Annotated in this window: 22 protein-coding genes; 10 read left to right on the plus strand and 12 right to left on the minus strand. The window is 66.8% G+C overall.

Features of this window, described 5'->3' with window-relative positions; translation table 11 throughout:
* Window positions 1–104 precede the first annotated feature (104 nt).
* On the minus strand, window positions 105–284 hold the full coding sequence (locus D7252_RS04525) for a hypothetical protein (protein ID WP_120774301.1): 180 nt from the start codon (window positions 282–284) through the stop codon (window positions 105–107).
* 51 nt (window positions 285–335) lie between these two features.
* Window positions 336–713, minus strand: coding sequence for a DUF4406 domain-containing protein (locus D7252_RS04530; RefSeq protein WP_120774302.1), 378 nt, complete (start codon window positions 711–713; stop codon window positions 336–338).
* Window positions 714–769: 56 nt separating this feature from the next.
* Between D7252_RS04530 and D7252_RS04535 the strand changes: the two genes are divergently transcribed.
* Window positions 770–1,519: a DeoR/GlpR family DNA-binding transcription regulator gene (locus tag D7252_RS04535; protein WP_120774303.1), complete on the plus strand. Its 750-nt coding sequence runs from the start codon at window positions 770–772 to the stop codon at window positions 1,517–1,519.
* Window positions 1,520–1,624: 105 nt separating this feature from the next.
* Here the strand turns inward: D7252_RS04535 and D7252_RS04540 are convergent, their stop codons facing one another.
* The 3 genes from D7252_RS04540 to D7252_RS04550 all read right to left on the minus strand — a co-directional run bounded on the left by D7252_RS04540 (window position 1,625) and on the right by D7252_RS04550 (window position 4,749).
* A complete protein-coding gene (locus tag D7252_RS04540) occupies window positions 1,625–2,488 on the minus strand; it encodes an Ig-like domain-containing protein (protein WP_147406689.1) in 864 nt (287 codons plus the stop codon).
* A gap of 217 nt (window positions 2,489–2,705) precedes the next feature.
* Entirely contained in the window at window positions 2,706–3,878 is a 1,173-nt protein-coding gene (locus D7252_RS04545) for an exo-beta-N-acetylmuramidase NamZ domain-containing protein (protein WP_120774305.1), read from the minus strand.
* Between the two features lie 4 nt (window positions 3,879–3,882).
* Complete coding sequence (locus D7252_RS04550; protein ID WP_259461044.1) at window positions 3,883–4,749, minus strand: MurR/RpiR family transcriptional regulator; 867 nt, start codon at window positions 4,747–4,749, stop codon at window positions 3,883–3,885.
* Window positions 4,750–4,898: 149 nt separating this feature from the next.
* Here D7252_RS04550 and D7252_RS04555 point away from each other — a divergent pair, with 149 nt between their 5' ends.
* From D7252_RS04555 to D7252_RS04570, 4 genes are read left to right on the plus strand one after another with little or no spacing between them, the layout of a single operon-like run.
* Entirely contained in the window at window positions 4,899–6,182 is a 1,284-nt protein-coding gene (locus D7252_RS04555) for an ABC transporter substrate-binding protein (RefSeq protein WP_120774307.1), read from the plus strand.
* A 58-nt stretch (window positions 6,183–6,240) separates the two neighbouring features.
* Window positions 6,241–7,197 (plus strand): carbohydrate ABC transporter permease, encoded by a 957-nt coding sequence (locus tag D7252_RS04560; protein ID WP_120774308.1) that lies wholly within the window; start codon window positions 6,241–6,243, stop codon window positions 7,195–7,197.
* Window positions 7,197–8,114, plus strand: a complete 918-nt coding sequence (locus D7252_RS04565; protein ID WP_120774309.1) for a carbohydrate ABC transporter permease — start codon at window positions 7,197–7,199, stop codon at window positions 8,112–8,114. Before D7252_RS04560 ends, D7252_RS04565 begins: the two co-directional genes overlap by 1 nt.
* 10 nt (window positions 8,115–8,124) lie before the next feature.
* A complete protein-coding gene (locus D7252_RS04570) occupies window positions 8,125–9,102 on the plus strand; it encodes a serine hydrolase (RefSeq protein WP_259461045.1) in 978 nt (325 codons plus the stop codon).
* Between the two features lie 24 nt (window positions 9,103–9,126).
* Here the strand turns inward: D7252_RS04570 and D7252_RS04575 are convergent, their stop codons facing one another.
* Window positions 9,127–9,897 carry a MerR family transcriptional regulator gene (locus D7252_RS04575; RefSeq protein ID WP_259461046.1) on the minus strand — a complete coding sequence of 257 codons (771 nt, stop codon included), beginning with the start codon at window positions 9,895–9,897 and terminating at the stop codon, window positions 9,127–9,129.
* Between the two features lie 62 nt (window positions 9,898–9,959).
* Between D7252_RS04575 and D7252_RS04580 the strand changes: the two genes are divergently transcribed.
* The 5 genes from D7252_RS04580 (at window position 9,960) to D7252_RS04600 (ending at window position 13,917) form a co-directional block, all read left to right on the plus strand.
* Window positions 9,960–10,400, plus strand: coding sequence for a DUF6194 family protein (locus tag D7252_RS04580; RefSeq protein ID WP_120774311.1), 441 nt, complete (start codon window positions 9,960–9,962; stop codon window positions 10,398–10,400).
* 7 nt (window positions 10,401–10,407) lie between these two features.
* A complete protein-coding gene (locus D7252_RS04585) occupies window positions 10,408–10,953 on the plus strand; it encodes a putative immunity protein (RefSeq protein ID WP_120776801.1) in 546 nt (181 codons plus the stop codon).
* Window positions 10,954–11,037: 84 nt separating this feature from the next.
* Entirely contained in the window at window positions 11,038–11,715 is a 678-nt protein-coding gene (locus D7252_RS04590; protein ID WP_120774312.1) for a response regulator transcription factor, read from the plus strand.
* Window positions 11,708–13,027, plus strand: coding sequence for a cell wall metabolism sensor histidine kinase WalK (locus tag D7252_RS04595; RefSeq protein ID WP_120774313.1), 1,320 nt, complete (start codon window positions 11,708–11,710; stop codon window positions 13,025–13,027). Before D7252_RS04590 ends, D7252_RS04595 begins: the two co-directional genes overlap by 8 nt.
* Before the next feature lie 71 nt (window positions 13,028–13,098).
* The gene (locus D7252_RS04600) at window positions 13,099–13,917 is read left to right on the plus strand and encodes a hypothetical protein (protein ID WP_120774314.1); all 819 of its coding nucleotides are present in this window, start codon (window positions 13,099–13,101) and stop codon (window positions 13,915–13,917) included.
* A 129-nt stretch (window positions 13,918–14,046) separates the two neighbouring features.
* Here the strand turns inward: D7252_RS04600 and D7252_RS04605 are convergent, their stop codons facing one another.
* The 6 genes from D7252_RS04605 to D7252_RS04630 all read right to left on the minus strand — a co-directional run bounded on the left by D7252_RS04605 (window position 14,047) and on the right by D7252_RS04630 (window position 21,886).
* On the minus strand, window positions 14,047–15,840 hold the full coding sequence (locus tag D7252_RS04605; protein ID WP_120774315.1) for a SpaA isopeptide-forming pilin-related protein: 1,794 nt from the start codon (window positions 15,838–15,840) through the stop codon (window positions 14,047–14,049).
* Between the two features lie 262 nt (window positions 15,841–16,102).
* On the minus strand, window positions 16,103–18,634 hold the full coding sequence (locus tag D7252_RS04610) for a LuxR C-terminal-related transcriptional regulator (RefSeq protein ID WP_120774316.1): 2,532 nt from the start codon (window positions 18,632–18,634) through the stop codon (window positions 16,103–16,105).
* Window positions 18,635–18,710: 76 nt separating this feature from the next.
* The gene (locus D7252_RS04615) at window positions 18,711–18,911 is read right to left on the minus strand and encodes a hypothetical protein (protein ID WP_120774317.1); all 201 of its coding nucleotides are present in this window, start codon (window positions 18,909–18,911) and stop codon (window positions 18,711–18,713) included.
* Window positions 18,912–19,075: 164 nt separating this feature from the next.
* Window positions 19,076–19,750, minus strand: a complete 675-nt coding sequence (locus D7252_RS04620; RefSeq protein WP_120774318.1) for a class F sortase — start codon at window positions 19,748–19,750, stop codon at window positions 19,076–19,078.
* On the minus strand, window positions 19,734–20,474 hold the full coding sequence (locus D7252_RS04625; protein WP_120774319.1) for a hypothetical protein: 741 nt from the start codon (window positions 20,472–20,474) through the stop codon (window positions 19,734–19,736). Before D7252_RS04625 ends, D7252_RS04620 begins: the two co-directional genes overlap by 17 nt.
* 53 nt (window positions 20,475–20,527) lie before the next feature.
* The gene (locus tag D7252_RS04630; RefSeq protein WP_120774320.1) at window positions 20,528–21,886 is read right to left on the minus strand and encodes a glycosyltransferase; all 1,359 of its coding nucleotides are present in this window, start codon (window positions 21,884–21,886) and stop codon (window positions 20,528–20,530) included.
* Window positions 21,887–21,892: the final 6 nt, after the last annotated feature.

Here is a 21,892-nt window from a genome sequence, read left to right on the forward strand (position 1 = left end):
GATGTCGGGCCGAATCGACCGAAAGTCCCGACAGGTGTGTTTCAGGCCGACATGTGTGATGCCCAGGCCCCGGATGCGCGCAGCGGCGAGTCAGCCCAGACGCGTCAGTCGGCGTCGCGGCGGAAGACGTTCCGAAGCACCAGGTACACGCCGATGGCGACGACCGCGACGATGACGAGCTTCACGATGAACCAGAGCACCGAGAACAGAGCGCTCACGATCCACCAGGCGATCACCACAGCGAGGATGACACCGACGACGGTCCAGAGCGAGTTCTTGTTCATGGACCCAGCCTACGGACAGTGCGCACCGGCGTCCGACCGTCTCCGTCTGCGTCACTCGGCGAGAGGATCTGTCGAGGCATCCGGGATCTCGTCGGTGGAGAAGTAGACGGGCAACCCGCGCTCACGGGCGATCTCGACATCCTTGTCTGCCCCAGCAGAGGCGCCGGGTAGACGGAGCACCGCATCACAATGCTGCAGCAGCCGGTGCGCGGTCTCGTACATGACATCGCCGGTGACGGCATCCGCCTCGTTCAAAATGCGCAGAATCGGCAGGGCGACCCATTCGCCGATCATCGGGATATGCCCACGACGGTAGATCGGTGCGGATGCCTCCTCCAGTCGTTCGAGATTGGCGGCGATGCGATCGGGGTCGCCACCGGTTCCGGAGCGGTAGGGACCAGCGATGAGGATCAGCAGTGGCTTCTTCATGGAGATGACTGTAGTCTCAAACGTGCAACAACGCGCAACTTCGTGAAGGAAATGCCATGCTCGGTGCTCAGCGCAAGACTCACCTCCTCGACATCCTCAGCCGCGAGGGACGCGTCGTCGCGAAGAGCGTCGCTCGCCAACTCGGCGTCTCCGACGACTCGATCCGCCGGGACCTGCGTGAACTCGCCGACGCAGGGAGGGTGATCCGCGTCTACGGGGGCGCCCTCCCGGTGCCGGCTGCCGATCGACCCGTCGGTGAGCGCCGCACGCTTGCGACGGCAAGCAAAGAGCGCGTCGCGCGTCGTGCCGCGGAGCTGATCCGTCCGGGATCCACGATCGTGCTGGATGCCGGAACCACCACCCTCGCCATGACGCGCCTCCTGCCGCACGGCGCGAACCTCACCGTCATCACCCCCAGCCCGACGATCGCCCTCGCTGTCGCCGACCACTCCGAGGCGCGAGTGATCATCATCGGCGGCGAGCTCGACCGATACTCCTCAGTGGCCGGAGGAGCCCTGGCGATGGAGGCGATCCGTCACATCGCGGCCGACACCTTCTTTCTCGGCGTCACCGGCGTCGACCCCGAGCAGGGCCTCACCACCGGCAGCCTCGACGACGCCGTCACGAAGCGCGCCATCACAGAGCGCTGCGCCGACACGATCGTGTTGGCGAGTGAAGAGAAGATCGGTGCCGTCTCGCGCTTCCCCGTGATCGGCTTCGACGCGGTCACCGAGATCATCAGCGACCCGCACGACCAGAACAGTCTCATCCCCGAGCTGATGGGAAGGATCACCGGCCGGCAGTGACGCTCGGGGTCGGTATCGCCCGTCCCGCTGGGAAGGCATGAGAAAGGGGGCTCTCCACCTGGAGAGCCCCCTTCAGAGGTGCTGCGTGCTGACTCGAGAGTCGAATCAGGCGTTGGCGCCGGCCTTCTGGCGGCGACGGAGCATGACGCCACCGAATCCGACACCACCGAGCGCGAGTGCGCCCAGGGCGATCGGAGCAGCGATGATCGGAGCATCGGCGAACACGATGTCGAACGAGTCCTCGGTCAGACCGTCGGTCGCGGTGACCGTGGTGTTCTCGGTGATGTTCGACGGAACGGACCAGTTGCCGTCCTCGTCGACCGTCGTCGTGCCGATGACACCGTTCGCGTCGGAGACGGTGATCGTCGAACCGGGCTCACCCGTGCCGTTGATGGCGGTTGCAGTGTTGTCCTGCACGGTCGCGCCGGTGATGTCCGTCGGCGCCGCGTCCTCAACCGGAACGAATGCGCTGGCACCGCTCAGCGACGAGGCGAACGCGCGATCACCCGAGCTCAGCTGCGCATTTGCTGTCGAGGTGCTGATGACATAGCTGTCGACCTGGTTGTAGATGTAGTCGCGCCCGTCCTTGGTCGTGATCTGGAACTGCTGGTCCACACCACCGTCGCACGCCTCCCAGTTGGTCAACCGGTTCCCGTACGTCAGGCAGAGGTCGGGGTTCGATGTCGGCTGGATCGGGCCGACGGCACCGATCGCGGGGAAGAGGAACTCTCCGGCCACGGCATCAGCCTCTGCCGCCGTCGCGTAGCGCGTCGGCGCCGACATCGCGGGGCCCGCGCCACTCGGCTCGAGGATCGGGTAGAACCCGCCGGCGGCCTGCGACCGGCTCTCGAGCGTGAACTTGCCGACCACCTGATCGGTGTCGGCCGCGCTCGCGGGCACGGCCACCATTCCGGCGAAAGCGGCACCGGCGATGGCAGCGCCCAGGCCGATCTTCAACATTTTCTTCATTCGACATTCTCCAGTCGGGTCTCAGTGATGCGGGCCAATCTCAATCCGACCCGCGGGGCAAACGCCTGAAGATAGTCAATGTGACGCGTGCGGCCCGAACCGGCCGGATCTGCACTTCTGAGTGACGACCCGAACGCCTTGCGTGGCGCGCCACAGCTCCTTGAGTACCGAAGAGACGCCGCTAGGTGGTGTCGCGTCCCCGCACCGAGACAGCTGGTCAGGAGTAAAGCAGGTCCGCGGCTACGGCATCCGCCCACTCGGGCACCGCGAACCGTGCCGGATCATTCCACTCCCCGCCCGTGATCTGCGCGAACGCGCCCCGCACGCCGAACAGCTTCTCGAGCGGCGACCAGTCCGACTCCCCCGGCATCGGGATGAGCGATCGCTCCTCGAGCGTGCCGGGATGGAGCTCTTCGATGAGTGACAGCAACCGCACCCCCGCGTGCACCGGACGAAGAGCATCCGCATCGGTGATGTGCAGGATGACGCCCTCGCAAGGCTCGCCCGCGTGGTCGCGCACCAGCGGAGTGAAGCCGTACGGAACGGCGGCGATCCCCGCCAGGTCGGCTGCGGCAATCGCTGCGGCATACCGCTCACCGTCGATGAAGGGCGCCGCGATCACGCGGAACGGCACGGCGGTGCTCCGTCCTTCCGACACATTCACGCCTTCCGCCAAGCACGTACCCGGGTACAGGAGCGCCGTCGTCGGGCTCGGAAGGTTGGGCGACGGGGGCATCCACGTGCGCTCCCCACCGCCGATCGCCGCGTCGCGCCTCAGCCCGGATACCTCGACCACCTCGAGCTCGACGTCGATTCCGCGGGTCCGCACCCAGTGCCGTGCGAGCTCGCCGATCGTGAGACCGTGACGGATCGGGATGCTCCAGCGCCCGACGAGCGACTGCGCCGCCTCGTCGAGCATCGGCCCTTCCGCGCGCTCGAGACGCCCGCCCAGGGGATTGGGCCGGTCGAGAACGACGACCGCGACGCCCGCATCGGCGCACGCTTCGAGCACGTGGCTCATGGTCCAGATGTAGGTGTAGAAGCGTGCCCCCACGTCGGGCAGGTCGATCAGCATGACGTCGAGATCGGCCAGATCGCTCGCGGCCGGGCGCACCGCGTCGCCGTAGAGACTCCGAACCTCGACACCCGTCACCGGGTCGCTCAGGTCAGCGACCAGCTCCCCTTCCCGCGCCCGCCCGCTGAGTCCGTGCTCCGGACCGAAGAGGCGCGTGAACCGCCATCCGGTCTCGGCCATCGCCTGGCGTCCGCGCAACAAGTCGGAGGTGAGGGCGAGGTCGTTCGTCAGCATCCCCAGCCGGCCGCCGGTCAGGCGAGGAAGAAGGCCGGGAGGGATGTCGTGGCGGATCAGACGGTCGATGCCGAGCAGCATGGGATCAATCGATTCTGTGGTCGGTGACGGCGTTGTAGGTGCGTTGGAGGTTGTCGGCGATGGTGTCGTAGTCGGCTTGGGCGATGCGCGTGAAAAGGAAGTCGACGACGGCGAGTTGCGCGATGCGGCTCGCCATCGCGCCCGAGCGGAAGGTCGACTCCGAGACGGCCGTGACCAGCACGAGGTCGCACACCCTGGCCAGCGGCGAGCGCGGATTGTTCGTGATGGCGATCGTGGTCGCCCCGGCGCGGGCAGCCACCTGCGCCGACTGCACGATCTCGAGAGTGCGGCCGGAGTGCGAGATCGCGATCGCCACGTCGCGTTCGTCGAGGAGCGCGGCACCGGTGAGCGCGACATGCAGGTCAGTGCGCGACTGGGCGAAGAGTCCGGCGCGGTGCAGTTTCAGTTCGAGATCCTGAGCGGCGAGTCCGCTGGATGCCGCTCCGTAGATGTCGATGCGGCGAGCGCCGCGCACGGCCGTGACGCAGCGTTCCAGTTCGTCGATGTCGATCTGGCGCGCGGTGCGCTCGATGGCGGATGCTTCAGCGAAGGCGATCTTGCGCACTGTGGTGATCGCGTCGTCGTGGCGACTGACATCTCCTTCCGACACCTGGAACCGTTCGCGATCGGAGGCGCTGCGGTCCAGTTCTGTCGCCAGCGCGAGCCGCAGCTCCGGGTACCCGGAGAACCCGAGGCTCTGCGTGAATCGGGCGATGCTGGCGACGGAGGTCTCGCACGCTGTCGCGAGCTGCGTGATCGACGCGTCGACCGCGCTCTGCGGGTCGGCGAGCACGTACTCCGCGATCCGACGTTCCGTGGGAGTCAGCGCGGACAGGCGCTGATGGATGGCGGTCATCGCACTGGTGGGCACAGCAACAGGATCGCATACCGGTAACGACTCTGTAAGTAATTTTCAGAAAGGGGTTGAGTTTTCGTAACTGATTGCCCAAAGTGGGCAGGAGCCACACTGCGAAGAGGCCGCGGCTCGTCACCCGGCCCTCCCCACCGAGAGGAAACCCCATGCGAAATCGCACCACCCGACTAGCCCTCACCGCAGGTCTCGTCGCCACGGGCCTCGCCGTGGCCGGTTGCGCGCCTGCAGCATCGAGTGGAGAAGGCGGCGAAGACGTCACCCTCACCATCTGGTCATGGCAGGCGTCGTCGTCCCCCAAGTGGGAGGCCGTGTTCGACGTCTACGAGGAGTCGCACCCCGGTGTGACGGTCGAGTTCGAAGGCTTCCAGCCCACCGAGTACAACCAGATCCTCGCCACCGGCCTCGAAGGCAGCGACGGTCCCGACATCGCCATGCTCCGCGCCTACGGCGGCATCCAGCCCGCGATCCAGTCGGAGCAGATCGTGCCGATCGATGACGTCGTCGACGGTCTCGACCAGTTCGACCCGACGGTGCTCCGCGCCGCTCAGGGCAAGGACGACGGCAAGACCTACGGCGTCCCCTTCGCGTACCAGACGATGCAGATGTTCTACAACAAGACGATGTTCGACGAGATGAACCTCGAGGAGCCGAAGGACTGGGACGAGTTCATCGAGCTGCAGGAGAAACTGCAGGCCGAGGGCGTCACCCCGATGGCGCTCGGCGCTCGTGAGGACTGGGTGCTGCCGATGTTCCACGACATCGTGGGATCGGCGAACTACGGCGGGGCTGACTTCGAAGAGAAGGTGCTCAGCGGAGAGGCCGACTTCACCGACCCGGCTTACGTGTCGTCACTGCAGATCGTCAAGGACATGCAGAAGTACCTCGACAAGAACGTCAACGCCATCGCCGTAGCCGACGCCGTACTCCAGTTCACCTCGGGCCAGGCGGCCCAGTGGCCCGGCGGATCATTCGATCTGCCGACCTTCCAGAACTCCGCCCCCGACACCGAATGGGGCGTGTACGAAGTGCCGCCGGCACCGGGCAGCGCGCTCGATCACGCCGTGACCCCCGGCTACGCCGACGGCAGCTTCGGCATCAACGCATCCAGCGACCAGCAGGAGGCCGCCACCGAGCTCCTCAACTGGATGACGACGACCGAGTTCGGTCAGCTCGTCGCCGACGAGGTCGACCAGTTCTCGGCCCTCCCGGACGTGAAGTACTCCGACCCGCTGATGCAGGAGATGAACGAGGCGTACACCGCGAACCCCGCGCCGTACCTGCTGCTCGTCGACTTCCGCTACGGCGACCCGACCGGCACCGCAGTGCTCGGCCCGGACATCCAGGCGATGTTCCTCGGCGACAAGACACCGGAGCAACTCGGCGCCGACCTGCAGTCCGGGGTCTCCACCTGGTTCACCCCGGGTTCCTGATCCGTCCGCGAAGGGGGTGCCGCACTCGGCACCCCCTTCTCGCAGCGAAAGACACCTCATGGCTCTGACCCTTCCCGTCCGCCGGGAGAAGACGCGGCGCCCGCGCACCGGTATCGCCCTCACGACGCCCACCGCGCTGCTGTTCGTCCTCCCCGCTGCGGCGCTGTTCGCCGTGCTCATCCTGTATCCGATGCTCGCCGCGCTCAGTTACTCGTTCTTCGACTGGCAGGGAACCAAGCAGGGTGGGTTCGCCGGTGTCGGCAACTACATCACCCTCCTGACCACGGAGCCCTACGCCTCCGAGCTCTGGAACGCGTTCGGCCACAACCTGCTGCTGTTCGCCGGCGCCCTCGTCTTCCAGAACTCACTCGGCCTCGGCATCGCCACCCTGCTGCATCGCCGCAAGCGCACCAAGCGCTTCTTCCAGACGATCTTCGCGCTGCCCTACCTGGTGAGCCCGATGGTCATCGGCTACCTCTGGTCACTGATGCTCTCGCCGCTGTTCGGCCCGGTGAACGCCATCCTCCGCGGGGTCGGACTCGAGAGCCTCGCCCTTCCCTGGCTCGGTGACCCGCAGCTCGCCATCTGGGTGATCGTGCTGGTGAGCGCCTGGCAGTGGATCGGCTTCCCGATCCTGCTCTACGGCGCCGCACTCGGCGGCATCCCCGAAGAGATAGAAGAGGCCGCCTCCCTCGACGGCGCCACCGCCGGCAAGCGCTTCCGCTACATCACGCTGCCGATGCTCACGCCCACGATCGGCATCATCACCGTGTTGACCTTCATCGGGAGCATGGAGGCGATGGCCATTCCGTTCGCGCTCGCCGGGTCCAACGGTGCTCCCGCCGGATCGACCGACGTGATGATGCTGCTCTTCTACCGCACCGCTTTCGAATCGGGGAACCCCAACTCGATCGGGGTGTCGTCCGCGCTGGCGACCGTCCTGTTCATCTTCATCATGGTGATCTCGGTGGTCATCACCTCCACGATGCGCCGAGCCGAACGAAAGCTGTTCTGATGAGCACCACCACCGAACTCCGTACCGAACCGACCACCGAGGCGATCGTCTCGGGTCGCCGTCCTGCGCCACGTCGCAGGACGACTCGCACCTCGGACACCCCGTTCATCGGACGCCTGTTCGCGAACATCTTCCTCTGGGGCTACGCGCTGATCGCCATCGGCCCGCTCCTGCTGATGGTCAACAGCTCCCTGCGCACCCAGCAGCAGATCGCGACGGAGCCGCTGGGGCTTCCGGTACCCCCGACGTTCACGAGCTTCCAGAGCGCGTGGATCACAGCATCCTTCGACACGTACTTCATCAACTCGATCGTCGTCACCGTCGGTTCCGTCATCGTCACCACGGTCGTGTCCGTCTTGGCGGCCTACGCGTTCGCACGAGCGCGGGCGAAGTTCTTCCGCGGCATCGAGGCGGTCTTCCTCTCCGGGCTCATGCTTCCGGTGCACCTGGCGATCCTGCCGCTGTTCTACCTGCTCGACTCGCTCGGCATGACGAGCAACATCTTCAGCCTCATCCTCGTGTACGGCGCCCTGGGCATCCCGTTCACGACGTTCGTGCTGACGGTGTTCTTCCGCGCGCTGCCGATCGAGCTCGAAGAGGCGGCGCGCATCGACGGCGCAGGTCCCCTCCGGACGTTCCTGCAGATCCTGCTCCCGCTGGTGCGACCGGCACTCGCGACCGTGATCGTGTTCCGCTTCGTGCCGGTGTGGAACGACTTCTTCTACCCGCTGATCTTGCTGCGCGACCGCGACTCGTACACGCTGCCCGTCGGTCTCACCCGCTTCTTCGGCGAGTACTCCACCGACTGGCCGCAGTTGTTCGCGGGGCTCACGATCGCGACGATCCCGCTGGTGGTACTGTTCCTGCTGGCGACGAAGCAGATCATCAACGGACTCACCTCGGGAATGAGCAAGTGAGCCTACGGTGGTGAACGGCGCCCCCGGTTCGGCCTGGGCTTCGCTCGTCAGCGATCCCGGGACAGACGCCGAAGAGGTGGTCGTACTCGGCGCTCCGGCGAACGACGACCCGGCACCCCTGACCGCCGATCACCTGTTCGACCTCGCGTCGCTGACGAAGATCTTCACGACGGTGGCGGCCCTGCGGCTCGTCGACGACGGGATGCTCGACCTCGACGCGCCGGTCGTCGGCGCGCTCCGCGTCGGGACCGGAGCCGGGCGCGAGCGCATCACTCTGCGACACCTTCTCACACACAGTTCCGGGCTTGTGGCCGAAGGCGGCGCCTGGCGGGGCGGACTCACCGGCGAGGAGCTTCGGGCCGCCGTGCTGCGCAGCGAACTGCGGGCCGAGCCGGGCGGCGCGCACCTGTATTCCGACGTCGGACTCATCGCCGTCGGCGAGCTGCTCGAGCGGGTGTCGGGCCGCTCACTCACCGACCTCGTCGCGGATGCGGCGGCTCGGATGGGGGCCGCCACACTGACCTGGGCGCCTTCGCCGGAGTCGGCAGTCGCCACCGAGATGCAGCGACATCGGGGACCCGTGCGGGGCGAGGTGCACGACGAGCTCGCGCATGCGCTCGGCCGTCCCGCGGGCCACGCCGGACTGTTCGGAACCGTGCACGACGTGGCCGCTCTGGCGCGAATGGTTCGCGACGAGGGCGTCGGCGAATCGGGGCGGGTCATCTCGGTCGAGAGCGCCCACCTGCTCATCACTCCGGTCATGACCGCCGACGACGGATACGGCCAGGCGCTCGGCCTGCGGGTGCGCGATAAGTCGTGGATGGGTGGGGCGGATGCCGCCGGCCACACCGGCTTCACCGGGACGGCCTTCGCGGTCGGGCGGGCGTCGGGCGCCTATGCCGTCCTGCTCACGAACCGTGTGCATCCGACGCGTGAAGATGCGGATGCCAACCCCGCCCGTCGGGAGTTCTTCCGGGTTCTCGGCTGATGCCCGCAGGCGCTTTCGAGTCGCTCACAGTGTCGTATCGGCGCCCGGAACTCGGCCATTCGCGCGATTCGTAAGCCCCCGCGAGCCTTCGCGGAGGAGCTCGTGAAGATCACCGGCCGCCGCGAGCAGGGCGAGGCTCTGGCGCGTCAGCGCAGCGAGACGGTCGGCGAGGATCCGCTCGGCATCCGCCGTCAACGCCTGGCCGCGGAGCTGATCGAGGATGCGGGTGATCCCCGGGATGCCGTAGCCGCCGGCGCGCAGGGCCGCAACGATTCGCGCCTCGGTGACGGCTCTGGCGCCGTATGTCCGGGTGGTGGATGCGGCCGAACGCAGCGGATGGACGAGCCCTTCGCGCTCCCAGTGCCGCAGAGCCGACGTGCGGACGTCGAGCGCATGCGCGAGCTCGCTGATCGTCATCGCGTCATCGTCGCGGAAGACGTCGGCGGATTCCCGGACGGCGACGTCGAGCCCGCGGAGTGCCTCTTTGACGCGGGCCCGTTCACTCGCCAGCCCGGCGTGGATCTCGTCGATGCGCTCGGCCGCGTCATCGACCGTGCCGCTGACGAGAGCGGGCATCAGTCGCCGCGCGGGCACCGGACCGAGCGCCGTCGCGAGGGCTTTATAGGCGCGGAGCGCCACGACATGCCGGCCCTCGTAGCGGCGGTAACCGTTCGCGCCACGCTCGGCCGCCGGGATGACACCGAGCCGCTCCAGATCGCGCACCTGCTGGGTCGAATAGTCGACGTGGCGTCCGAGATCTGCCGTCGTCATCGCGAGCACTTGAGGGTTGGGCACAGGAATCCTCTCGAATATGCGGCCTAGCTCCACATAAGCACTTCAACCTCACCATTGAATGCATGAACATGCAGCAGATCATCGAGACCGTCCGAGAATTCGACGGCGCGCTTGTCGTCGCGCCCGAAGCGGGCAGCGCCTTCCCGGAGATCGCGTGGGGAGACGCGTACTTCTACTACGCCCCCGACGGCCGGATGCCGGAGCGCACCCAGCCGTACGCCACCATCGTCACCAAGAACTACCCCGACGACACCTCGTCTCTCCTCGACGACCCTGGGCGCTCTCGCGTGAACATCCACGTCGGGAACGACCGTGCCGACGTCCTCGTCCCGGGGACGGCGGACCCTGTGCAGACGGATGTGTTGTTCCGGCATCCGCTCTACGGCACCGCTGGCTGGGTCTGCGTGATCAATCCGGGCGAGGAAACGGCGGAGACTGTGCTGGCACTCCTGCGAGAAGCGCATGACCGTGCTCAGGCGCGTACCGCGCGGCGAACCCGGTGAGGTCGAGATGACTGTTCGCAGCTCACCGCAAGCGCTGAGCGAAGCCGAACGGCGGATCGTCGCTGCATGGGCGGCTGACTGCGCCGAACGGGTGCTGCCTCTCTTCGAGGCCGAGGCGCCGGGCGACGACCGGGCCCGCGATGCCATCGCCCGTGCGCGGGCCTTCTCGCGCGGTGAACTCAGCGCCGCCGGTGAGATCCGCCGACGCTTCGTCGCGGGACGCGCCGCATCCGCCGCCCGGACTCCGGCGGGGAGGGCGGCCGCTCGTTCCGCGGCCCAGGCCGCCGGAGTGGCTCACATGGGAGCCCATGCGCTGGGTGCGGCCGCATACGCCGCGAACGCGGTGGGCCTGGCGCGGCCGGAAGAATCGGATGCCGTCGCAATCGAGACAAGTAGGCAGCTCGCGATCCTCTCTCCGGAAGCGACCATGGCGCTTCGCCGCCTGCCACCTCTGGGCGAGGATACGGCGGGCCCCCTCGGCCCCGGCCTGCTCGCCGCCGGCACCCTCGGGGCCGTCATCCGGGTGATCCAGGGCCGTCTCGCCGATGGCTGACGCCCTGTTCCCGGCGTCGCCGAGACCGGAACGCCACCGCAGCGCTTCAGCCCGGATTCAGCGGGCGACCACCACACTGGGAAGATGCGGATCCTGGTGGTGGACGACGAGGTGCGCCTGGCCGACGGCGTGCGCCGCGGACTCGAGGCGGAGGGCTTCGCCGTCGACGTCGCGCACACCGGCGTCGACGGGTTGTGGCGGGCGCGCGAGAACCGTTATGACGCGATCGTGCTCGACCTGATGATGCCCGGAATGAGCGGCTGGAAGGTGTGCGAAGCGCTGCGCGCCGAGGAGAACTGGACGCCGGTGCTCATGCTCACCGCCAAGGACGGCGAATGGGATCAGGTCGAGGCCCTGGAGACCGGCGCCGACGACTACGTCACCAAGCCGTTCTCCTTCGCGATCCTCGTCGCGCGCATCCGAGCCCTCGTGCGACGAGGAGCCGTCGCGCGGCCCGCGATCCTCGAGGCGGGCGACCTGCGACTCGACCCCGCCGCGCATCGAGTCTGGCGAGGCGATACGCCTGTGTCGCTGACGGCGCGTGAGTTCGCCGTACTCGAGCACCTCATGCGCCATCGCGGACAGGTCCTCTCCAAGCGCGCAGTGATCGACGGCGTCTGGGACGACGATTTCGACGGAGATCCGAACATCGTCGAGGTCTACGTCGGACACCTCCGTCGGAAGCTCGACAAACCGTTCGGCCGCGAGGCGATCGAGACGATCCGCGGCGCGGGATACCGGTTGGCGGCCGACGGTGGCTAGCCGCTCCTGGCGGTCCGTCCGTGCGAGGACGACGCTCGCCGCGACCCTCGTGGTCGCGGTCGCACTTCTCGTCGGCGCGATCTCGTTCTATGCCGTGCTCAGCGACAGTGTGCACCGCAGCACCGAGCAGGCGGCGGAGCAGCGTCTCGATGAGCTCAGTGATCGTGCCGGCGGACCGGCGGGCGGTGCCGGCCTCGCTTCGTCGGACGACGACTTCGTACAGATCATCGGTGCGGACGGCAGCGTCACCGCCGCCAGCGAAGACGCCCGCGAGGCCCTGGGTTCGGTGCCGCTGCCCGTCTCCGACGAACCTCACACGATGACCATCGACGGCGAACCGATGCTCATCGTGTCGGACGACCTCAACGACGATCGGACGCTCGTCCTCGCCGTCGCCGCCGAGGACGATGCGGAGACTCTGGCGACGGTCGCGACGCTGCTGGCCGTCGCCGTTCCGCTGCTTCTCCTCCTCGTCGCGGGGACGACCTGGCTCGTCACGGGGCGCGCTCTTCGGCCGGTCACCCGTATCCGCCGGGAGGTCGAAGGCATCACTGCCGAACGTCTTCATCAGCGTGTCGCCGTGCCCGATTCCGCCGACGAGGTCGCCGCTCTCGCGACGACGATGAACAGGATGCTGGATCGCCTGGACGCGGCCGCCACCGCGCAACGGCGCTTCGTCTCGGATGCGTCGCACGAGCTGCGCTCTCCACTCGCGACGATCCGCCAACACGCGGAGCTTGCGCAGGCGCATCCGCACGCGACCAGCATCGGCGAACTCGCGGAAGTGGTCTCGGAGGAGGGCCTGCGGCTCCAGGGAATCGTCGAATCGTTGCTGCTCCTCGCAAGACTCGACGAGCGGGTGGACCTCCGCGCCGAGCCGGTGGATCTCGACGATGTGGCGCTGAGTGAGGCCCGCCGGCTGCGCGCTGCGGGACTCGACGTGGACAGCACGGGTATCGAGGCGGCTCGCACCGAAGGTGACAGCCGGCTTCTGGGGCAACTCCTCCGAAATCTGGCCGACAACGCCGTGCGGCACTCCCGTGGACGCATCGCGATCGGCGTGAAGCGCGCGGGCGAGCACGTGCACATCGCCGTCGAGGATGACGGCGACGGGGTCCCGCTGGAAGAACGCGAGCGGGTATTCGAGCGATTCGTCCGGCTCGACGAGGCCCGCAGCCGCGATGCCGGAGGCAGCGGGCTCGGACTCGCCATCGCACGCGGCATCGTCACCGCGCAGAACGGGACGATCGTCGTCGACGATTCCCGGTGGGGCGGCGCGCGGTTCGTCGTCACGCTGCCACTCACCTCCTGACCCGACGTTCGCTGAAGATCTCTTCAGGAGGCTTCAGGATGGCTTCAGTGCCCGCGCGGGAGCATCGTCATATGGACGACAAGACACCCACCCCTGACCAGACTCCCGACCACCTCCCCGACGCTGCGACCACGCCCGTCGCTCCGGCAGCGGATGCTGCGCCGCAGGCGCCGTCCGCACTCCACGATCCGTCGGCTCAGAACGGATCCTCCGCGGCAGCAACCGCGCACGGCACGCCTCGGCGTAAGCGCGGACTCCTCATCGGTGGCGGCATCGCGGCCGCCGTCGTCCTGCTGGGCGGCGGAGTCGCGGTGGGCGCGGCAATCGGCGACGAGTTCGGCGAAGACGACGACAGGCCCTCGATGTCTGACGACGCGCACCACGAGGACGGCGGCGATGGCGACGACCGCGGCACCGACACGAAATCCGACGCCGGCGACGCCGACGACACGAACGCCGCATCAGGCGGCCAGGGTTCCGCGACCGAGATCGGCACCGCTTCCGCAGATGAGCTCGTCGAGATCGCCGAGGCGGCGCGGAGCGCTGCGGCGGGCGAGGTCACGGCGATCGACGCGAAACGCGACGGCACGTGGGAGGTCCAGCTGACGACCGACGCAGGCGAGGAGACCGAGGTTGCTGTGAACGCCGACCTCGCGGCGACCGTCATCTCGATCGAAGCTGCAGAGGACGACGACACCGGCCCCACGCTGACACTGGATGACGAGACGATCCGCTCGCTCGTGTCTGCTGCTCTCGCCGAGGCGGAAGGGACGATCACTGACCTCGAGATCGATGACGACGAGGTCAGTCCCTATGACGCGTCGGTGCTCACGTCAGACAAGCGCTTCGTCGACATCAACCTGTCGGCGGACTTCGCCGTCATCGGCTGACCTCCCCTGGCAGTTCCGGTGGGCGACGACCCGCACAAGGCGCCGCTCGGCGATCGGAACAGGCGGATGCCGTGAGCAGAGGCGGGGCTCGTGACGACGGGCCCCGCCTCTGCTGCATGCCGCCGAGTGCTACTCGGTGTGTTCCACCTGTCGACGGCGCACGGCGATCGCGACCCCGCCGAGTCCGAGCAGTGCAGCGAACACGGCCCCGCCGATCCAGAGTGGTGCAGGACCGGTTTCCGCGAGCGTTCCGCCGGTGTGCACCGACGGTCCTTCCGCAGGCGGAGGCACGGTGCCACCGTCGCTGGGCGGCGTCACGTTCTCACCGTCGGTGGGCGGCGTCACGTTCCCGCCGTCGCTCGGCACTGCCGCGTTGACGATATCTCCGAGCGCGACGTCCAGATGGCTGCCGTCGATGACGGCATCGAACGTCTCATCGGTGCGCACGTAGCCCTCGGGCGCCTGAGTCTCGGCCAGGACGTAGGTATCCCACGCGAGGCCGGAGACGGAGAGAGCACCCTCGGCCGGGTCCGCGTCGTTCTCGCCGTTGTCGACGACGACGATCGCAGCGCCGCCGGCGCTCGGCGTCAGCGTCCACTCGGATCCGGCGAGCGTCTTGCCGCTGTCATCCGTCTTTCCCCAGGACAGGGAGCCGTTGTACAGGAGGGTGTTGGCGATGTCGCCGAGGGCAACCGTCAGATGGGTGCCGTCGATGACGGCGGAGAACGTCGCATCCGTCTGCTGGTAACCCGCGGGAGCCTTCGTCTCGGCGAGGACGTAGGTGTCCCACCCGAGACCCGTCACCGTCAGCGCACCGTCGGCGGGGTCGGCGTCGTTCTCACCGTTGTCGACGACGACGATCTCAGCGCCTCCGTCGCTCGACGTCAGCGTCCACTCTGAACCTGCGAGAGCATTGCCCACGGCATCCGTCTTCCCCCAGGACACGGAGCCGTTGCGCTGATCGCCGTCGCCCTGCCCGCTTCCGCCCTGGTACTCGATCTCTTTCGACAGCATGTCCACCCCGTCGGCGGTCACGGTGTTCACGAAGACCGTTCCGTTCTCGGTCGCCGGCGGGATGTCGGTGTAGTAGACGACCTGGTAGAAGGCCTCGGGGTCCGGCTGGTGGAACTGCAGGGTGAAGGTGTTCTCCGCGAAGCTCACGTCGTACTGCCCCGCAGAGGGCCCTTCGACGAGCCGATCCCACGCGCCGGCCATCAGGGCGTCCGCATCGGGCGCGACCCGCACCGTGAAGTACTTGGGGTCGAGGGTGGGGAGGCGGCCGTCGTAGGTGTCGACGAGCGTCACATCGTTACCACCGGGCGTGACCACGTCGCTTCCCAGCAGCGAGAGCACCCATTCGATGTTTCCGTCCGGCGTGGTTGCCGCTCCCTTCCGGCTCTCGGTGGGCACGTGCGGAACGTACGGACCGACACCTCCCGCGACAGGTGTCTCGTATTCGAACCCAGAATCATCGGTCCACGTCCAGCGCTCTTCGCTCGTCTCCTTTGTCGCTTGTGCATAGAAGCTCAGAGTGCCGGTGACGTTCTCGTACTTCTCGATGAAGTCGGAGAAGGTGCAAACGATCTGCCGCGCCTGCACGACGCAGGTTCCGACCGCGTCGCCCCGGCTGCTGACGACGTCGAACTGCCCGTCCCGCCCCCTGATCATCTCGGGAAGGTCGAGACTGAAGCTGTCCCCCGCCGCTGCGGTGTCGGGGGCTTGCCACTTCACCTGCACCTCGATGCCGTCGTAGAGGCTGATCGGCCGGTCGGGCCTGTCGGGGTTGATCTGTATGTCTGTGACGGCGTCGACGACAGCGGCGCTGGCGGGCTGGATGCCCAGAAGGGCGATCACGATGGCGAGTAGCGGTGTGAAGACGGCGAGTGACTTGCGCCACGGCCGGATGTGCGGACGATTGTTCATACGGGTCAGATTCCTCCTGCATGCGCCCCAGCGCACGCGGTAGCGGCGGCCGGAGCTTCGTGTCACGCTTCAACGCACGCGGAGCCCCGACGACCTGTTTGGGCCCTCCCAGACTCTGCGTCGTCAGGGCCGCTTGCCGTTCGACAAGCGGTGTTCAGTACGTGCGAGGCGAGCGTTAAGTGGTGCCCGCCCTCCGCCTTAAGTGGTGCGCGCCCCCGCCTTAAGTGGTTCGCGCGCTATCGCTACGTGTTTCCTGGACGCTCTAGCGAGCCGTGTCGGAGAGGAATCTCGACAGCGCCCGTCTGTTCGACGTCACCGTCTTCTTCATGATGCGATGCAGATGGCTCTCGACGGTGCGCACGCTGAGCACGAGCTCGTCGGCGATCTGCTGGTTGGACCACCCCTTCGCTGCCAAGCGTGCAAGCTGGATCTCCCTCGCGCTCAGCAAGAGCTCCGCGCTGTGAAATCGACCGGCGTCGAAAGACCCGGGTTCGAGAGAGTCGACCAGGGCTTCAGCACGGTTCCGCAGCCGTTCCGCGTCACTGCGTTTCCCTGCACTCTCATAGAGTTCCGCGGCGTGATCGTACGCATTGATCGCGAAACCCGCGCGCCCCGTCGAGATCATCCGCGGACCGGCTCCCTCCAGTCGTATCGGATCGTCGTGCACCAGCCCTTCCACATATTCGCGGAGCGCGTCGACCAGCTCGCCTTCGACGGCATCGAATCTGTCCGCCAGCGCGGCAAGACGCTCGACGTCGGGCCACAGTTCGAGTTCGATCAGGTGCGCCATGGTGGCCGACCAGCGGGCACCGCGCACCCACAAGCGCTCGGCACCGTCTCTGATCTCCTGACGAGCAGCGCCCGCGCGTCCTTCTCCGAGGAGTATCTGGGTGCGGGCCCAGCTCGCCGACATCCCCGGAAGGGGTCCGTCCGAGATCAACAGCCGGTTGACCTGCTCGAGGCGTGCGGCGGCGAGCCCGACGTTGCCGGATCGGCCCGCAGCGATACTTCCGATGCACAGCACTCCGAGCAGGGAGGACGGCGCCGTCGCTTTGGGCGATCCCACCGCGAGAACCGTCTCGACGAGATTCGTGACCTCGCTGTAGTTGCCCTGGACGACTTGGCAGAAGGCGGCGAGATACGCGGTGGACCGGATCGCCGCAGCATCCGAGGTGGCACGGGCACGCTCGAACGCTCCATAGGCCAGCATGGTCGCCTCTGCATGCTCGCCCTTGGCGAGGCGGATGAACCCGCGGATCACCTCGTGCTCTGCCCACTCTGCCTCCAGGCTGGACGGATCGACGGCCGAGACTTCGTCTTCTGCGGCCACGATGCGACCCTGGCCGAGCAGAACCGCCGCACGGATGACGTGCACACACCCGGCCACATCCCGCGCCAGGTCGCCAGGCTCGTCGATGTCGGCGTAGACATCGCCGGTGTACCCCTCGTACAGCCAGGCGAGCCGCACCCGGGCTGCCTGCAACAACGGCCTCAGGGACGTGTGCTGGTCCGCCTCCTTCCGAAGCAGCTCGGTCGCCGAAGCGAGCTGGCCGTGGGCCGCGAGCCATGCAGCGTGCCAAAGCGTGAGTCGCGCCGCGTCGAGATCCGAATCCGGAGTCGCCTTCGCGATGACAGCACGGATCTCCGGAAGCGCGACGTCCGAATCCACCCGCGAATCGAGATACGCGAGAGCGTTTTTCGCGCTCGCGTCGTCCCGCCACGCCGCGCTGGCTTCGGCATAGCGGATTCGAGCGCTGTCCTGCACGGCGCGCACGAACACGGCGTTGGGTTGAGATGCCCGAAATTCGGAGGCATCGGCAGGAGTCATCGACCTGCCGGCGACCAGGAGCGTCTTCTCTCCCTGCATCATCCGCGCGGATCTCGCCGGCAGCGCCAGGTGCCGAAAATATTCCGCGATCAACGGTGGAGTGATCGCGGCGCGTTGTTGGCCGTCGAGCATCTCGAACGTCAGCAGAGCTTTCTCTTCGAGTCGCTCGACCGCTCGGCGTCCGAGCAGGGACACCACTCCGGCCATATCGATTGTGGGCGACAGACTCAGCGTCTCCAGAGCCTCGCGCTCACGCCGCCGCAAGGGACCGATATGCCGCTCGACCAGTCGACCGAGCGTCGAACTCCACAGATCATCGCAGGCGGCCCAGTACCCGTCCTCTTGGAAGATTCGACCTTCCTGCACGCCGACGTCGACGATCCCGATGGCGAGTCCGGGGAGGCCGCCGGACTTTCCGAAGATCCGACTCACCGTCGTCGGATCGACCGGGCCACCACAGCGTGCGACGAGCAGCCTCTCCATCTCGTCGAGCTGCAGTGGCTGTAGCCCGATCTGATAGGCACGCGCGAGGTGCGGGTTACGCGCGCCCTGAAGGATCTCTTTGGCTCGCGTATGGCTCGTCACGACCGGAAACGGACGGCGGTGTTGCGCGGCGCGGATGACTCCCCACGAGACGTCGTCCAGACGATCCGCGTCGTCGATTATCACGGCGAAACTTCCATCTGCGGCTTCGTCGACCAGCCTCTGCATGAAGGCGGCGACGGCGACGCTGCGCGACGTCAGGACGGGATCAGGAAAAGCACCCGCGAGTCCGGCGAGGTGGACGTGTGTCAGACCCGCGATGCCCGTCACTCGGACGATGCGATAGTCGATGCTCTTCAGCTCGGAACCCAGCCGCTGCAAGAAGACGGTGCGTCCGCTGCCGGGTCGCCCATAGATTGCGACATCCACTCCGGCGCGGACGTACGCGAACGAATCATTGAGCGCGTTCTCGTTCCCGATCATGCTTCCCTCCGCGTTCGGACTCGCATCGAGCTGTCACGTTCGGCACGCGCGCGAAGGGCGCCGGGCACTCTGTCCATCACGGCGCGACCGTAGGCGCCTCGAACACGAACGTCGTTGCTGCAGCCTCGGGTTCGATCGAGAGAGACCACACGCCCAGAACAAGCCACCCCGCCACCACCAGCAGCACCAGACCCACGAAGGCGATGAACCGCGGCAACGGTGAACGGTGAATTGGCTTGTCAGCCGCGGGGCTCTTGCGAAACAGTGACTGGGTCATGGGTCAACCTTCTCGGTGAAACTGGTCCCACCAGAGTCAGAACACCGGATGCAGTAGTGACGACCGCTCGTGAAGTACTGATGACTTCTCCGCTAAGTAGTGCAGCGGATGCTCCTCAGTACAGAACCGACGGACGAGGTGGTGGATGACAAGTTGACCTGCTTTCAACGAGTCGGGTCCAGGGTCGCCGTCACGACGAGATTCTGCGTCGACGGCGATCCGTCCGCGTGCTGGAGACATGTGATGACGACGAGCCGGTCCGGCGTATCCGCCCATATTTCCTGCACGTCCGGCAGTTCGGACTTGCTGATGAGGTGCGATTCGTCAACGGTGTAGCGCGTGCCGTCGACGTCGATCGCATCGCCGGAACTGAGCTTGCTCTGCTGGTTCTCGACGTCTGTGATGTAGTTGCCGGGCCCGACAGCGCCTCCGCGGAGAGCGTGCATCACCACGTAGACCGTGCCGGTCGCCGCGTCTGCTGTGGACACGCCGCGGTTGCGGACCCAATAGGCGGAGGTGAAGCCGGGAGGAACGATCACACCGTCGGCCTCATTCATCGAGCCGAGCGGCACGTCCAGGCCGACGGACTCCACGATCAGGCGACCACCGTCATCGGGGGTGGCGGCAACGACCTCAGCGGGAGGCGGCGTGGGCCCGGACTCGAGTTGAACGGTGTTGCCTCGCAGGTCTTCAGCGGTGATGACCGGCGTCTGATTCGACGGCAAGAACGCCATGGTCGCGGCCCCCGCTGCGACGAGGAAAGCGATCATGGCGAACACGAACGCGCCGCGCGATGCGCGACGGCCGGTCCCCCGCGCGGATTCAGACGTTGCTGGCATCGATCGTTCTGCTTCCGCCGGATCGGCGCGGACTGGTTCTGGTCTCGGCAGTCTGCGGTTCGAGCGGGCCCGCTTCTCCGGGCGCAGGGTCGCCATCGACGGTTGCGACGGCGTCTGGTGCGACCTCCGCTTTCGTTCCATCGACGACGCGCTCCGGCGTCTCGGACTGACTGCGGAACAGCACGGCTCGACCCACGACTCCGATGCCGACGCCGACGGCTGCTGTCAGGAGGGACACGTTGAGGATGGGCAGGTTCCATTGGTGGATGGTCGATGTCACCACAAACCCTGCGCCTGCGCTGAGGATGACGAAGAACCGGATGAAATCCGCCACCACGACGTTCCTGACGGTGGTGCGCGCGCGACCTGCTGCGACGCCGAAGAGCTCGAAGATCCCCATCACTAGGAGAAGGGCTGAGCAGTAGGACACGACCCATCCGAGGAAGTAGGCGTTCTGAATCTGCCACAGCAGCGCGACCGCTGCCGTGAGCACCACATCCCCGACCAGGACGCACTCGATCACTGCGGGCCGGCCGCGGCTGAGCCCGAGCACGGCATAGCGCACGATCACCAGGAACGCGGAAGCCAAGACCACGATGACATAGGACATCGTCGGAGCGTCCGCCACGGACGTCACGCCCGACTCCCAGAGGAGACGCGCGCCTCCGAACGCGATGATGACGTCACACGCCAGAGCTCCGATCACACTGACGATCACCCGCACGACAACGCCTTTCTCTTCACTCCGTGCATCCGCACTCCTTCCTCGGGTTGCGCTCACTGCTCGACCGCCACCGATCCAGCCACCACGACATGAGCCTCGGCATTCCGTCGTGTTTTCGACCAGCCGTTCTTGCCGCGCGCCACACGGACGAACGCCCGTGCGATGCAGATGTAGATGTTGTAGACGTAAAGCCACACCTCGAGACCCCAGAAGAGTGCCCGAGCCCACGAGGCCTCAGGCTCGCACTTGAGCTTGTAGACGATGCCCCAGATAGCGAACGGTGTGACCGAGAAGATGATGTTGAGGGCCAGAAGGCCCCAGACCTGTCCGATATTCGACTCGATGACGTCCGGGTGCTGAATACCGAATGCGATTGCGGTGCCCGTAAGGATCAGGAGAGCGATTCCGCCCAGTATCTGCAGGAACGGCAGCAGGAGGTAATACGCCGATTCGATGACGCCGCCGGTGTCGACGTTGCTCGAGTTGAAGATGTCCTTGAGGTACTTCACGCACTGGATGTTCCCCTGGGCCCAACGCGTGCGCTGGGTGAGCAACCGCCGAAGGCTGGGGAGCGCCTCCTGTGAGACATGAGTGTCGTACACGTGGCGCACCTCGTAGCCGGCGAGCATGACGTGAACGCCGAGTTCGTAATCTTCGAGGAGTGCACCGTGCCACGGCCGCCCGTAGCCCCGGCCGATCGCATCCAGCACGTCGAGTCGTGTGAACTGGCCGTTACCGCCGAGGCCCACCGTGCCCGTCCGCGCCCGCAGCGCCTGCATTCCCGAAATCACCGTACGGAATTCCAGGTCCTGCATGCGAATGAGATTGCGGGCGAAGGCGTTCGCAAGGCGACCCTGGTCGGGAAGCGGACGAGGGTCGTCGCGATTCTTCATCCACACCGCTATCTGAGCGGCACCGGTCTTGGACTCTCCGAAGATCTCCGGAGAGGAGACGACCTCGAGCGCGTTGGGGGCGAGTTCTCCGTCGGCATCGACCACCGCGACGATCACGCGCGAATGGTCCGCGTCCGCTGGGAGCCACTCCTGAAGTGCGTCGTATGCCGAGTTCAGCGCATCTCCTTTACCCGTCCGGGCATTCGGACGGACCCGCCGTACGAGGTGGACGTGGTCGTCGACCAGGGCGTGCGATTCGGTGATCGCCGCAGTCTCGTCGTCACTGTCGTCGTCGATCACCCACACGTGCGCCATGGGGAAATCGTTGCGCGCACGGGCGATCGTCTGATCGATGACCACCGCCTCGTCACGGCAGGGAATGAAGATGTGCCACTCGAACTCGTGCGGGTTTCCCTCTGCGACGGGCCGATGACGCAGGAATGGCACCAGGATGCTGACGACGTATGCGACGAACGTCACACCGAGAAGAAGCGTGAAAGCGCTGAGAATAGCGATCATTTCGAT

This window comes from Microbacterium sp. CGR2 (genome assembly GCF_003626735.1).
Classification (GTDB): Bacteria; Actinomycetota; Actinomycetes; order Actinomycetales; family Microbacteriaceae; genus Microbacterium.

What these genes read in the sequence shown, in the direction of transcription:
- D7252_RS04525 (WP_120774301.1), bottom strand. Translation starts at nt 284, where the DNA reads ATGAACAAGAACTCGCTCTGGACCGTCGTCGGTGTCATCCTCGCTGTG.
- D7252_RS04530 (WP_120774302.1), bottom strand. Translation starts at nt 713, where the DNA reads ATGAAGAAGCCACTGCTGATCCTCATCGCTGGTCCCTACCGCTCCGGA.
- D7252_RS04535 (WP_120774303.1), top strand. Translation starts at nt 770, where the DNA reads ATGCTCGGTGCTCAGCGCAAGACTCACCTCCTCGACATCCTCAGCCGC.
- D7252_RS04540 (WP_147406689.1), bottom strand. Translation starts at nt 2,488, where the DNA reads ATGAAGAAAATGTTGAAGATCGGCCTGGGCGCTGCCATCGCCGGTGCC.
- D7252_RS04545 (WP_120774305.1), bottom strand. Translation starts at nt 3,878, where the DNA reads ATGCTGCTCGGCATCGACCGTCTGATCCGCCACGACATCCCTCCCGGC.
- D7252_RS04555 (WP_120774307.1), top strand. Translation starts at nt 4,899, where the DNA reads ATGCGAAATCGCACCACCCGACTAGCCCTCACCGCAGGTCTCGTCGCC.
- D7252_RS04560 (WP_120774308.1), top strand. Translation starts at nt 6,241, where the DNA reads ATGGCTCTGACCCTTCCCGTCCGCCGGGAGAAGACGCGGCGCCCGCGC.
- D7252_RS04565 (WP_120774309.1), top strand. Translation starts at nt 7,197, where the DNA reads ATGAGCACCACCACCGAACTCCGTACCGAACCGACCACCGAGGCGATC.
- D7252_RS04580 (WP_120774311.1), top strand. Translation starts at nt 9,960, where the DNA reads ATGAACATGCAGCAGATCATCGAGACCGTCCGAGAATTCGACGGCGCG.
- D7252_RS04585 (WP_120776801.1), top strand. Translation starts at nt 10,408, where the DNA reads ATGACTGTTCGCAGCTCACCGCAAGCGCTGAGCGAAGCCGAACGGCGG.
- D7252_RS04590 (WP_120774312.1), top strand. Translation starts at nt 11,038, where the DNA reads ATGCGGATCCTGGTGGTGGACGACGAGGTGCGCCTGGCCGACGGCGTG.
- D7252_RS04600 (WP_120774314.1), top strand. Translation starts at nt 13,099, where the DNA reads ATGGACGACAAGACACCCACCCCTGACCAGACTCCCGACCACCTCCCC.
- D7252_RS04605 (WP_120774315.1), bottom strand. Translation starts at nt 15,840, where the DNA reads ATGAACAATCGTCCGCACATCCGGCCGTGGCGCAAGTCACTCGCCGTC.
- D7252_RS04610 (WP_120774316.1), bottom strand. Translation starts at nt 18,634, where the DNA reads ATGATCGGGAACGAGAACGCGCTCAATGATTCGTTCGCGTACGTCCGC.
- D7252_RS04615 (WP_120774317.1), bottom strand. Translation starts at nt 18,911, where the DNA reads ATGACCCAGTCACTGTTTCGCAAGAGCCCCGCGGCTGACAAGCCAATT.
- D7252_RS04620 (WP_120774318.1), bottom strand. Translation starts at nt 19,750, where the DNA reads ATGCCAGCAACGTCTGAATCCGCGCGGGGGACCGGCCGTCGCGCATCG.
- D7252_RS04630 (WP_120774320.1), bottom strand. Translation starts at nt 21,886, where the DNA reads ATGATCGCTATTCTCAGCGCTTTCACGCTTCTTCTCGGTGTGACGTTC.